At 70.0% G+C, this 11,128-nt stretch carries 16 protein-coding genes; all 16 read right to left on the reverse strand.

Annotation, left to right across the window (positions count from 1 at the left end; all coding sequences use genetic code 11):
• Nucleotide 1 precedes the first annotated feature (1 nt).
• Nucleotides 2-373: a 50S ribosomal protein L14 gene (rplN, locus tag AB8M62_RS16120; RefSeq protein WP_242126750.1), complete on the reverse strand. Its 372-nt coding sequence runs from the start codon at nucleotides 371-373 to the stop codon at nucleotides 2-4.
• A gap of 109 nt (nucleotides 374-482) precedes the next feature.
• The gene (gene rpsQ, locus AB8M62_RS16125; protein WP_369055795.1) at nucleotides 483-773 is read right to left on the reverse strand and encodes a 30S ribosomal protein S17; all 291 of its coding nucleotides are present in this window, start codon (nucleotides 771-773) and stop codon (nucleotides 483-485) included.
• The gene (gene rpmC, locus AB8M62_RS16130) at nucleotides 770-1,018 is read right to left on the reverse strand and encodes a 50S ribosomal protein L29 (protein WP_369055796.1); all 249 of its coding nucleotides are present in this window, start codon (nucleotides 1,016-1,018) and stop codon (nucleotides 770-772) included. The genes rpsQ and rpmC overlap by 4 nt, the downstream gene beginning before the upstream one ends.
• Nucleotides 1,018-1,434 carry a 50S ribosomal protein L16 gene (gene rplP / locus AB8M62_RS16135; RefSeq protein ID WP_369055797.1) on the reverse strand — a complete coding sequence of 139 codons (417 nt, stop codon included), beginning with the start codon at nucleotides 1,432-1,434 and terminating at the stop codon, nucleotides 1,018-1,020. The genes rpmC and rplP overlap by 1 nt, the downstream gene beginning before the upstream one ends.
• A gap of 3 nt (nucleotides 1,435-1,437) precedes the next feature.
• Entirely contained in the window at nucleotides 1,438-2,286 is an 849-nt protein-coding gene (gene rpsC / locus AB8M62_RS16140; RefSeq protein WP_369055798.1) for a 30S ribosomal protein S3, read from the reverse strand.
• Complete coding sequence (gene rplV, locus AB8M62_RS16145) at nucleotides 2,286-2,666, reverse strand: 50S ribosomal protein L22 (protein ID WP_369055799.1); 381 nt, start codon at nucleotides 2,664-2,666, stop codon at nucleotides 2,286-2,288. Before rplV ends, rpsC begins: the two co-directional genes overlap by 1 nt.
• A gap of 61 nt (nucleotides 2,667-2,727) precedes the next feature.
• Complete coding sequence (gene rpsS / locus AB8M62_RS16150) at nucleotides 2,728-3,009, reverse strand: 30S ribosomal protein S19 (protein WP_369055800.1); 282 nt, start codon at nucleotides 3,007-3,009, stop codon at nucleotides 2,728-2,730.
• 17 nt (nucleotides 3,010-3,026) lie between these two features.
• Nucleotides 3,027-3,863 (reverse strand): 50S ribosomal protein L2, encoded by an 837-nt coding sequence (rplB, locus tag AB8M62_RS16155; RefSeq protein ID WP_369055801.1) that lies wholly within the window; start codon nucleotides 3,861-3,863, stop codon nucleotides 3,027-3,029.
• Between the two features lie 54 nt (nucleotides 3,864-3,917).
• Nucleotides 3,918-4,229 (reverse strand): 50S ribosomal protein L23, encoded by a 312-nt coding sequence (gene rplW, locus AB8M62_RS16160; protein WP_373694974.1) that lies wholly within the window; start codon nucleotides 4,227-4,229, stop codon nucleotides 3,918-3,920.
• Nucleotides 4,226-4,930: a 50S ribosomal protein L4 gene (rplD, locus tag AB8M62_RS16165; RefSeq protein WP_369055802.1), complete on the reverse strand. Its 705-nt coding sequence runs from the start codon at nucleotides 4,928-4,930 to the stop codon at nucleotides 4,226-4,228. Before rplD ends, rplW begins: the two co-directional genes overlap by 4 nt.
• A gap of 1 nt (nucleotide 4,931) precedes the next feature.
• Nucleotides 4,932-5,591 (reverse strand): 50S ribosomal protein L3, encoded by a 660-nt coding sequence (rplC, locus tag AB8M62_RS16170; protein WP_369055803.1) that lies wholly within the window; start codon nucleotides 5,589-5,591, stop codon nucleotides 4,932-4,934.
• A gap of 14 nt (nucleotides 5,592-5,605) precedes the next feature.
• Entirely contained in the window at nucleotides 5,606-5,914 is a 309-nt protein-coding gene (gene rpsJ, locus AB8M62_RS16175; RefSeq protein WP_012084982.1) for a 30S ribosomal protein S10, read from the reverse strand.
• Nucleotides 5,915-6,372: 458 nt separating this feature from the next.
• A complete protein-coding gene (tuf, locus tag AB8M62_RS16180; RefSeq protein ID WP_369055804.1) occupies nucleotides 6,373-7,566 on the reverse strand; it encodes an elongation factor Tu in 1,194 nt (397 codons plus the stop codon).
• A gap of 135 nt (nucleotides 7,567-7,701) precedes the next feature.
• Complete coding sequence (fusA, locus tag AB8M62_RS16185) at nucleotides 7,702-9,804, reverse strand: elongation factor G (protein WP_369070202.1); 2,103 nt, start codon at nucleotides 9,802-9,804, stop codon at nucleotides 7,702-7,704.
• Nucleotides 9,805-9,860: 56 nt separating this feature from the next.
• Nucleotides 9,861-10,331, reverse strand: coding sequence for a 30S ribosomal protein S7 (gene rpsG / locus AB8M62_RS16190; protein WP_369055806.1), 471 nt, complete (start codon nucleotides 10,329-10,331; stop codon nucleotides 9,861-9,863).
• Nucleotides 10,331-10,705, reverse strand: coding sequence for a 30S ribosomal protein S12 (gene rpsL, locus AB8M62_RS16195; protein WP_012084987.1), 375 nt, complete (start codon nucleotides 10,703-10,705; stop codon nucleotides 10,331-10,333). Before rpsL ends, rpsG begins: the two co-directional genes overlap by 1 nt.
• Nucleotides 10,706-11,128: the final 423 nt, after the last annotated feature.

Here is an 11,128-nt window from a genome sequence, read left to right on the forward strand (position 1 = left end):
GTCAGAGCACCTCCGGAGCCAGCGAGATGATCCTCATGAACTTCTTCTCGCGCAGCTCGCGACCGACGGGCCCGAAGATGCGGGTCCCGCGCGGGTCGCCGCCGTCGGCGCGGAGGATCACGGCGGCGTTCTCGTCGAAGCGGATGTAGGAACCGTCGGCGCGGCGACGCTCCTTCTTGGTGCGGACGATCACGGCCTTGACCACGTCGCCCTTCTTCACGTTGCCACCGGGGATCGCGTCCTTGACCGTGGCCACGATCACGTCACCGATGCCCGCGTAGCGGCGGCCGGAACCGCCGAGCACGCGGATGCACAGGATCTCCTTGGCACCCGTGTTGTCGGCGACCTTGAGCCGCGACTCCTGCTGGATCACTCTCTACTCCTTCGTCGCGCCGGTTCTCGGCGCCCCGCGAGGGGCGCCGAGCCTGGCCGAACGGACATGGGGTACGGGGGGCGGTGCGCGCGGGGCGCTCCGCCCGAGGTCACTTGGCGCGCTCGAGGACCTCGACGACGCGCCAGCGCTTGGTGGCGGACAGCGGCCGGGTCTCGGCGATGAGGACGAGGTCGCCCACACCGGCCGAGGAGGCCTCGTCGTGCGCCTTCACCTTGGTGGTGCGGCGGATGACCTTGCCGTAGAGCGCGTGCTTGACGCGGTCCTCGACCTCGACCACCACGGTCTTCTGCATCTTGTCGCTGACGACGTAGCCGCGGCGGGTCTTGCGGTAGCCGCGCTCCGTCGCCGGCGTCGCGCTCGTGGCGCTCTGCTCGCTCACTGGGCGACCTCCTCGCTGGTCGGCGCGTCGCTGATGCCGAGCTCGCGCTCGCGCATCGTCGTGTAGATGCGGGAGATGTCCCGCTTGACCGCCTTCAGCCGGCTGTTGTTCTCCAGCTGCCCGGTCGCGGACTGGAAGCGGAGGTTGAACAGCTCCTCCTTGGCCTTCCGCAGCTCCTCGACCAGCTTGGCGTCGTCGAACCCGCGCAGCTCGTCGGCGCTCAGGCCCTTCGTCCCGACGGCCATCACTCACCACCCTCGCGGCGCACGATCTTGCACTTGACGGGCAGCTTGTGGATGGCGCGGGTCAGCGCCTCCGAAGCCACCTTCTCGTTGGGGAACGACAGCTCGAACATCACGCGCCCGGGCTTGACGTTCGCGATCCACCACTCGGGCGAGCCCTTGCCGGAACCCATGCGGGTCTCGGCCGGCTTCTTCGTCAGCGGACGGTCCGGGTAGATGTTGATCCAGACCTTGCCGCCACGACGGATGTGCCGGGTGATGGCGATACGAGCCGACTCGATCTGCCGGTTCGTGATGTACCCGCCCTCGACGGCCATGATCCCGTACTCACCGAAGGTGACCCGGGTGCCGCCGGTGGCCGCGCCGCGGCGCGTGGGGTGGTGCTGCTTGCGGTGCTTGACTCGGCGTGGGATCAGCACGGGTCAGGCCTCCGTTCCGTTGGTGCCCTTGCCGGTGGCGGGCTGCTGGGCGGCCTCGCCGGTCGGCGCGCCGGCACCCGCCGCGGCCTCGGCCACGGGAGCGCTGGCGGTCTCCTGCGTCGGACGGCGACGCCCGCCGCGCTCACCGCGCTCGCCGCGCTCCCCGCGACGGGGGGCGCGCGGAGCCGCGGCCTGCGACTGGGCCAGCTCGCGGCTGGTCACGTCACCGTGGTAGATCCACACCTTCACGCCGATGCGGCCGAACGTGGTGCGGGCCTCGTAGAAGCCGTAGTCGATGTTCGCGCGCAGCGTGTGCAGCGGCACACGGCCCTCGCGGTAGAACTCCGACCGGCTCATCTCGGCGCCGCCCAGGCGGCCGGCGCAGTTGACGCGGATGCCCTTGGCGCCCGAGCGCAGCGAGGTCTGCATGCCCTTGCGCATGGCGCGCCGGAAGGACACGCGGCTCGCGAGCTGCTCGGCGATGCCCTGGGCCACCAGCTGCGCGTCGACCTCGGGGTTCTTGACCTCGAGGATGTTCAGCTGCACCTGCTTGCCCGTGAGCTTCTCCAGCTCGCCGCGCAGGCGGTCGGCCTCCGCGCCGCGGCGGCCGATGACGATGCCCGGCCGGGCGGTGTGGATGTCGACGCGCACGCGGTCGCGGGTGCGCTCGATCTCCACCTTCGAGATGCCGGCGCGCTCCATGCCCTTGGACAGGAGGCGGCGGATCGCGACGTCCTCCTTGACGTAGTCGGCGTAGCGCTGACCCGTCTTGGTGGAGTCCGCGAACCAGCGGCTCTTGTGGTCGGTGGTGATGCCCAGTCGGAACCCGTGCGGGTTGACCTTCTGTCCCACTATCGGGTCCTCCTCGTCTTCTTGGCGCCGGGAACCTTCGGCGCGACGACCACGGTGATGTGGCTCGTGCGCTTCAGGATGCGTCCCGCGCGGCCCTGGGCGCGGGGACGGAACCGCTTCATCGTCGGGCCCTCGTCGACGTGGATCGCCTGGACGACGAGCGTGTCCGGGTCGAACGCCTCCGAGTGCTTGTCGGCGAGGAAGCGCGCGTTGGCGATCGCGCTCTCGACGAGCTTGCGCACCGGCTCGGCCGCCGACTGCGGGGCGAACGTGAGCACGGCGACGGCTTCGGTGGCCTGCTTGCCCCGGACCATGTCGACGACTCGGCGCGCCTTCTGGGGCGTGACGCGGAGGTACCGCGTCTGCGCCTTGGCTTCCATCCCTGTCCTGCCTTCTGGTCTCAGTCTCGGTGACTGCTGTTCGTGTCGCGGACCCGGAGGGTCAGCGGCGACGGCCCTTGCGGTCGTCCTTCTCGTGGCCGCGGAACGTCCGCGTGGGCGCGAACTCGCCGAGCTTGTGCCCGACCATCGACTCCGTCACGAAGACGGGGACGTGCTTGCGACCGTCGTGCACCGCGAACGTGTGGCCCAGGAAGTCCGGCGTGATGAGCGAACGGCGGGACCAGGTCCGGATGACGTTGTGCGTGCCCGCTTCGTTCTGGGCGTCCACCTTCTTCTGGAGGTGGTCGTCGACGAAGGGACCCTTCTTCAAGCTGCGAGGCATGGGTGGCCGGTCTCCTGTCAGCGCTTCTTGCCGGTGCGGCGGCGACGGACGATGAGCTTGTCGCTCTCCTTGCCCGGGCGGCGCGTGCGACCCTCGGCCTGGCCCCACGGGCTGACCGGGTGACGGCCGCCGGAGGTCTTGCCCTCACCACCGCCGTGCGGGTGGTCGATCGGGTTCATGGCGACACCGCGGACGGTGGGACGACGGCCCTTCCAGCGCATGCGGCCGGCCTTGCCCCAGTTGATGTTCGACTGCTCCGCGTTGCCGACCTCGCCGATGCTCGCGCGGCAGCGGACGTCGACGTTGCGGATCTCGCCCGACGGCATGCGCAGCTGGGCGAAGCGGCCCTCACGCGCCACGAGCTGGACGCTCGCGCCGGCGGAGCGGGCGATCTTCGCGCCGCCGCCGGGGCGGAGCTCGATCGCGTGGATCACGGTGCCGACGGGGATGTTGCGCAGCGGCAGGTTGTTGCCCGGCTTGATGTCGGCCGTGGGGCCGTTCTCGATCCGGTCGCCCTGCTTCAGGCGGGTCGGCGCGATGATGTAGCGCTTCTCGCCGTCGGCGTAGTGCAGCAGCGCGATGCGCGCCGTGCGGTTGGGGTCGTACTCGATGTGCGCGACCTTGGCGGGCACGCCGTCCTTGTCGTCACGACGGAAGTCGATGACGCGGTAGGCGCGCTTGTGGCCCCCGCCGATGTGGCGGGTGGTGATGCGGCCGGAGGCGTTGCGGCCACCGGTCTTGGTCAAGGGGCGGACGAGCGACTTCTCCGGCTCGCTCCGCGTGATCTCGACGAAGTCGGCGACGGACGAGCCGCGGCGGCCCGGCGTCGTCGGCTTGTACTTGCGGATTCCCATGGCGTCGTTCCTCGGGTTCGAAGGTTTCTACGGCAGTCGTGCGAGCCCGGGGGCTCAGGCGACCGAGCCGCCGAAGATGTCGATCGTGCCCTCGCGCAACGTCACGATGGCCCGCTTGGTGTCCTTGCGGCGGCCGGTGCCGGTCCGCGTGCGGCGGGCCTTGCCCTGCCGGTTCGCGGTGTTGACCGACGCCACCTTCACGCCGAAGACCTTCTCCACGGCGATCTTGATCTCGGTCTTGTTCGCGCCCGGGTCCACGACGAACGTGTACTTGCCCTCGTCGATGAGCCCGTAGCTCTTCTCGGAGACGACGGGCGCGATGAGGATGTCGCGCGGGTCCTTGCGGGTTCCGCCGATGGCGCTCACAGGGTGCTCCCTTCGGACTCAGCGGCCACCGCGGTGGCGCTGCGGCCCGTGGGCGGGCCGGCGACGAACGCGTCCAGCGCGTCGCGGGTGAACACGACGTCGTCGGACTTCAGGACGTCGTAGGTGTTGAGCTGGTCCGCCGGCAGGACGTGCACGCCGGCGATGTTGCGCAGGCTCTTCACCGAGACCTCGTCGGCGCGGGTGAGCACCACGAGGACGTTCTTGCGGCCCGAGAGCGCCTGCAGCAGCTTCACGGCGGTCTTCGTCGAGGGGGCGTCCCCGCCGACGAGGCCCTCGACCACGTGCAGGCGGTCGTGGCGCACGCGGTCGGAGAGCGCACCGCGCAGCGCGGCCGCCTTCATCTTCTTGGGCGTCCGCTGCGAGTAGTCCCGCGGCTGCGGGCCGTGGACCGTGCCACCGCCGGTGAACTGCGGGGCGCGCAGCGAGCCCTGGCGGGCGCGGCCGGTGCCCTTCTGCTTGTAGGGCTTCTTGCCACCACCGCGGACGTCGCCGCGGGTCTTGGTGGCGTGCGTGCCCTGGCGGGCCGCGGCCAGCTGCGCGGTCACGACCTGGTGGATCAGCGGGATGTTGACCTGGCGGCCGAAGTCCTTCGCCGGCAGCTCGACGGTCCCGTTGGTGCCACCGTCGGCCGTGCGCAGCGGGACGGTGATCGCCTGGGCGGCTTCCGTCGTCGCAGTCATCTCAGGCCTCCTTCACGCGCGCCTTGGCGGCGCTCTTGACGAGGACCACGGCACCGCGGGGGCCGGGGACGGCGCCCGTGATGAGCAGCAGGCCCTTCTCCGCGTCGACCGCGTGGACCGTCAGGTTCTGGGTCGTCTGGCGCACGGCGCCCATGCGCCCGGCCATCCGCATGCCCTTGAAGACGCGGCCCGGGGTGGCGCAGCCGCCGATCGAACCGGGCTTGCGGTGGTTGCGGTGGGCGCCGTGGGAGGCGCCGACACCGGCGAAGCCGTGGCGCTTCATGACACCGGCGGTGCCCTTGCCCTTGGTGGTGCCCACGACGTCGACCACGACGCCGGAGTCGAACACCTCGGCGGTGACCTCCTGGCCGAGCGAGTACTCGGCCGCGTCGGTGGTGCGCAGCTCCACCAGGTGGCGGCGCGGCGCCACGCCGGCCTTCGCGAAGTGGCCGGCCGCGGGCTTGTTGGCCTTGCGGGCGGCGATCGCCGTGGTGGCGATCTGGACGGCCTCGTAGCCGTCGGCGTCCGTGGTGCGGACCTGGGTCACGACGTTGGGCTCGACCTTGACGACCGTCACGGGCACGAGGCGGTTCGCCTCGTCCCACAGCTGCGTCATGCCGAGCTTGGTGCCGAGCACCCCTCGCACTTGCCTGTCGCTCATCGTCGTTGAGTCCCTCAGAGCTTGATCTCGATGTCGACGCCCGCCGGCAGGTCGAGGCGCATGAGCGAGTCGACCGTCTTCGGCGTCGGGTCGATGATGTCGATGAGGCGCTTGTGGGTGCGCATCTCGAAGTGCTCGCGGCTGTCCTTGTACTTGTGCGGCGAGCGGATGACGCAGTAGACGTTCTTCTCGGTCGGCAGCGGCACGGGCCCGGCCACCGAAGCGCCCGTCCGGGTCACCGTGTCGACGATCTTGCGCGCCGAGCTGTCGATGACCTCGTGGTCGTAGGCCTTGAGCCTGATGCGGATCTTCTGTCCCGCCATGGCGTCGTCTGACTCTCTCTCTTCGTCCCGCTACTGACTCGCGCGCGGCGCGGGGCCCTGCGGCCCCGACCCCCGAGGTCGGGCGTGTCGCGCTCTCGCACGTTCTGCACCCTCACCCGGCTGCCCGGTGTGGTCTCGCCGTGGCGTGCCACGACTGTCGTCCTGTTCAGGTAGACCGTCCGCCGCCCGCCCCGGGCGGTCAGCGCCGGTGTCGTTCGACGTTCGCGGTCGCCGGCTACCAGGCGGGAAGGACCCGCGGCGGCACAGCAACCCCGACAGTCTGCCAGACAGCACGGCCACCGGTCCAATCGGGCCCGGGCGGCACCGCGGCCGCCGGACCGCTCCCCCGCCGCGCGCGGGGTGGCCCCGCACGACGGCGGGGCGGGTCCCGGTCAGGACCCGCCCCGCAGCGCCGAGCGGTCCGGCGGGGGAGCTGGACGCTCCCCCGCCGGCACGGCTCACTTGATGATCTTCGTGACCCGACCGGCGCCGACGGTGCGGCCACCCTCGCGGATCGCGAACTTCAGGCCCTCTTCCATCGCGATGGGCTGGATGAGGTCGACCTTCATCTCGGTGTTGTCACCGGGCATGACCATCTCGGTGCCCTCGGGCAGCGAGACGACGCCCGTGACGTCGGTCGTCCGGAAGTAGAACTGCGGACGGTAGTTGTTGTAGAACGGCGTGTGACGGCCACCCTCGTCCTTGGACAGGATGTACGCCTGGCCCTCGAACTCGGTGTGCGGCGTGATCGAGCCGGGCTTGGTCACGACCTGACCGCGCTCGACGTCGTCGCGCTTGAGACCGCGCAGCAGCAGGGCGGCGTTGTCGCCGGCCTGGCCGGTGTCCAGCATCTTGTTGAACATCTCGATGCTGGTCACGGTGGTCTTGGTGGACGCCGGGCGGATGCCGACGACCTCGACCTCCTGGTTGACGTTCAGGACACCGCGCTCGATGCGGCCGGTCACGACGGTGCCGCGGCCGGTGATCGTGAAGACGTCCTCGATCGGCATCAGGAAGGGCTGGTCGATCGCGCGCTGGGGCTCGGGGATCGCGGTGTCGACCGCGTCCATGAGCTCCATGAGCTTGTCGCCCCACTCGGCGTCGCCCTCGAGGGCCTTGAGCGCGGAGACGCGCACGACCGGCACGTCGTCGCCCGGGAACTCGTAGGACGAGAGGAGCTCGCGCACCTCCATCTCGACGAGCTCGAGGAGCTCCTCGTCCTCCACCATGTCGGCCTTGTTCAGGGCGACGACGATGTAGGGGACGCCGACCTGGCGGGCCAGGATGACGTGCTCCTTGGTCTGCGGCATCGGGCCGTCGGTGGCGGCGACCACCAGGATGGCGCCGTCCATCTGCGCCGCACCGGTGATCATGTTCTTGATGTAGTCCGCGTGACCCGGGCAGTCGACGTGCGCGTAGTGGCGCGCCTCGGTCTGGTACTCGACGTGCGCGATCGAGATCGTGATGCCGCGCTGACGCTCCTCGGGAGCCTTGTCGATCTGGTCGAACGCCGAGGCCTTGTTCAGGTCCGGGAACTTGTCGTGCAGCACGCGGGTGATCGCCGCCGTCAGCGTCGTCTTCCCGTGGTCGATGTGACCGATCGTGCCGATGTTGACGTGCGGCTTAGTCCGCTCGAACTTCGCCTTCGCCACTGGGGGTCCTCCTCGGGACTGTCGCTTCTGCCCCGACCCGGTGGGTCGGGTGGGTGGGTGTCCGGCCCACCAGTGTGGTGACCCGGGGTTCGTCTGTCCCGGGGGCGCGTGGCCCCCGGGACGGCCGCAGCGGGCTTACTCCCCGCGCACCTTCTTGACGATCTCGTCCGCCACGTTCCGCGGGACCTCCGCGTAGTTGGCGAACTGCATCGTGTAGACGGCGCGACCCTGGGTCTTGGACCGGAGGTCGCCGACGTAGCCGAACATCTCCGACAGCGGGACGCTGGCCTTGACGACCTTGGCGCCGCTGACGTCCTCCATGGACTCGATCTGACCGCGGCGGGAGTTCAGGTCGCCGATCACGTCGCCCATGTAGTCGGCGGGCGTGCGCACCTCGACGGCCATGACCGGCTCGAGCAGGACCGGGTCCGCGCGCTTGACGGCCTCCTTGAGGACCATCGAGCCGGCGATCTTGAAGGCCATCTCGGAGGAGTCGACGTCGTGCGCCGCACCGTCGAGCAGGGTGGCCTTCACGCCGACCAGCGGGTAGCCGGCCACGACGCCCAGCTGCATGGCGTCCTGGATGCCCGCGTCCACCGACGGGATGTACTCGCGCGGGACGCGCCCACCGGTGACCTTGTTCTCGAACTCGTAGAACTGGCCGTCGGAGGTGTCCAGCGGCGCGATGGTCACCTGCACCTTCGCGTACTGGCCCGAGCCACCCGTCTGCTTCTTGTGGGTGTAGTCCATCTTCTCGACCGCGCGGCGGATGGTCTCGCGGTAGGCGACCTGCGGCTTGCCGACGTTCGCCTCGACCTTGAACTCGCGCTTCATGCGGTCGACGAGGATGTCGAGGTGGAGCTCGCCCATCCCCTTGATGATCGTCTGGCCCGTCTCCTGGTCCAGCTCGACCTGGAAGGTCGGGTCCTCCTCGGCCAGGCGCTGGATCGCGGTGCCCAGCTTCTCCTGGTCGCCCTTGGTCTTCGGCTCGATCGCCACGGAGATGACGGGCTCGGGGAACGTCATCGACTCCAGGACCACCTGGTCCTGCGGGTCCGACAGCGTGTCGCCGGTCGTCGTCTCCTTGAGGCCGATCATCGCGTAGATGTGGCCCGCGCGGGCCTCCTCGACCGGGTTCTCCTTGTTGGAGTGCATCTGGAAGAGCTTCCCGATGCGCTCCTTCTTGCCCTTGGTCGAGTTGACGACCTGCGAGCCGGCGGCGATGCGCCCGGAGTACACGCGGACGTAGGTCAGCTTCCCGAAGAACGGGTGCGCGGCGACCTTGAAGGCCAGGCCCGAGAACGGCTCGTCGGCGTCGGAGTGGCGGATGATCTCCACCGACTCGTCGCCGACCTTGTGGCCGACCATGGGCTTCACGTCCAGCGGCGAGGGCAGGTAGTCCAGCACCGCGTCGAGCATGGGCTGCACGCCCTTGTTCTTGAACGCGGAGCCGCAGAAGACCGGGTAGACCTCGCTGTTGATCGTCAGCTGGCGGACGCCGGCCTTGATCTCCTCGGGGGTCAGGTCCTCGCCGCCCAGGTACTTCTCCAGCAGCGCCTCGTCGGTCTCGGCGACGCGCTCCACGAGCTTCTGGCGGTACTCCTCGGCCTGCTCCTGCAGCTCGGCCGGGATCGGGCCCTTCTCGTAGGCCTCGCCCTTGGCCGCGTCCGCGCTCCAGGTCAGGGCGCGCATGTAGACGAGGTCCACGACGCCCTGGAAGTCGTTCTCCGAGCCGATGGGGATCTGCATGACCAGCGGCTCGGCGCCGAGGCGGTCGACGATGGTGCGGACGGTGAAGAAGAAGTCCGCGCCGAGCTTGTCCATCTTGTTGACGAAGCAGATGCGGGGGACGTCGTACTTGTCCGCCTGCCGCCACACCGTCTCGGACTGGGGCTCGACACCCTCCTTGCCGTCGAAGACGGCGACCGCGCCGTCGAGGACGCGCAGCGACCGCTCGACCTCGACCGTGAAGTCGACGTGGCCGGGCGTGTCGATGATGTTGATCTGGGTGCCCTCCCAGAAGCAGGTGGTGGCGGCGGAGGTGATGGTGATCCCCCGCTCCTGCTCCTGCTCCATCCAGTCCATCGTCGCCGCGCCGTCGTGGACCTCGCCGATCTTGTAGTTGATCCCCGTGTAGAAGAGGATCCGCTCGGTCGTCGTGGTCTTGCCGGCGTCGATGTGGGCCATGATGCCGATGTTGCGGACCTTGGTCAGGTCCGTCAGCACGTCCTGTGCCACGGTTTACTGCCTCTTCCCTGGGATCGAGGGGGTGCGTCGGCGAGGTGCCGCTGGGATCACCAGCGGTAGTGCGCGAAGGCCCGGTTCGACTCGGCCATCTTGTGGGTGTCCTCGCGGCGCTTCACCGCGGCACCCAGGCCGTTGGAGGCGTCGAGGATCTCGTTGAGCAGGCGCTCGGTCATCGTCTTCTCGCGGCGCTGCCGGGCGTAGCCGACGAGCCAGCGCAGCGCGAGCGTGGTCGAGCGGCTCGGGCGCACCTCGATCGGCACCTGGTAGGTCGAGCCGCCGACGCGGCGGGAGCGGACCTCGAGCGCCGGCTTCACGTTGTCCAGCGCGCGCTTGAGGATCACGACGGGGTCGTTGCCGGTCTTCGTGCGGGCGCCCTCGAGCGCGCCGTACACGATGTTCTCGGCGACGGACTTCTTGCCGTCGAGCAGGATCTTGTTGACGAGCTGCGTCACCAGCGGCGACTGGTAGACGGGGTCGACGACCAGGGGACGCTTGGGAGCGGGACCCTTGCGCGGCATCAGCTCTTCTCCTTCTTCGCGCCGTAGCGGCTGCGGGCCTGCTTGCGGTTCTTCACGCCCTGCGTGTCGAGCGAACCGCGGACGATCTTGTAGCGGACACCGGGCAGGTCCTTCACGCGACCGCCGCGGACCAGGACCATCGAGTGCTCCTGGAGGTTGTGGCCGACGCCCGGGATGTAGGCGGTGACCTCGATGCCGCTGGTGAGCTTCACGCGCGCCACCTTGCGCAGCGCGGAGTTGGGCTTCTTGGGCGTGGTCGTGTAGACGCGGGTGCACACGCCGCGTCGCTGCGGGCTGCCCTTGAGCGCGGGCGTCTTGGTCTTGACGACCTTGTCCTCCCGGCCCTTGCGGACCAGCTGCTGGATGGTGGGCACCCTGTCTCCGTGTTCTTTCTCGATCTGGCGTGTCGGCTCGGTGGTTCACCGGGTCGTCCCCGGCCGCGCCGCCCGTCCTGGGCCGGCGCTCGACACCCCGCCGACCCACGAGGTCGGGCGTGTCGTCCGTGCGAGGGCCCGGGGAGGCGACGTCCTGTCACCTGGTCGCGGGCACTCTCGTGTCAAGCGCACACGAGCCTACCCGCCGCGTTTCTGACGGTCAAAACGGCTCCGCGCCGCCGGGCGGCGCGGCCGCGGGCGCCGGTGAGGGTCCTCACCGGCGCCCGCGGGGGCCCCGTCCCGGGGGGGGGGGGGGGGGGGGGGGGGGGGGGGGGGGGGGGGGGGGGGTGGGGGGGGGGGGGGTGGTGGTATACTACCACGGGCGCGGCTGGGGGGTGGGCGCCGCCGACTGGGGGGTGTGCG

Origin of the sequence: Kineococcus terrestris (genome assembly GCF_041020755.1) — a bacterium.
Classification (GTDB): Bacteria; Actinomycetota; Actinomycetes; order Actinomycetales; family Kineococcaceae; genus Kineococcus; species Kineococcus terrestris.

What these genes read in the sequence shown, in the direction of transcription:
- rpmC (WP_369055796.1), bottom strand. Translation starts at nt 1,018, where the DNA reads ATGGCCGTCGGGACGAAGGGCCTGAGCGCCGACGAGCTGCGCGGGTTC.
- rplV (WP_369055799.1), bottom strand. Translation starts at nt 2,666, where the DNA reads ATGGAAGCCAAGGCGCAGACGCGGTACCTCCGCGTCACGCCCCAGAAG.
- rpsS (WP_369055800.1), bottom strand. Translation starts at nt 3,009, where the DNA reads ATGCCTCGCAGCTTGAAGAAGGGTCCCTTCGTCGACGACCACCTCCAG.
- rplB (WP_369055801.1), bottom strand. Translation starts at nt 3,863, where the DNA reads ATGGGAATCCGCAAGTACAAGCCGACGACGCCGGGCCGCCGCGGCTCG.
- rplD (WP_369055802.1), bottom strand. Translation starts at nt 4,930, where the DNA reads ATGACTGCGACGACGGAAGCCGCCCAGGCGATCACCGTCCCGCTGCGC.
- rplC (WP_369055803.1), bottom strand. Translation starts at nt 5,591, where the DNA reads ATGAGCGACAGGCAAGTGCGAGGGGTGCTCGGCACCAAGCTCGGCATG.
- rpsJ (WP_012084982.1), bottom strand. Translation starts at nt 5,914, where the DNA reads ATGGCGGGACAGAAGATCCGCATCAGGCTCAAGGCCTACGACCACGAG.
- rpsG (WP_369055806.1), bottom strand. Translation starts at nt 10,331, where the DNA reads ATGCCGCGCAAGGGTCCCGCTCCCAAGCGTCCCCTGGTCGTCGACCCC.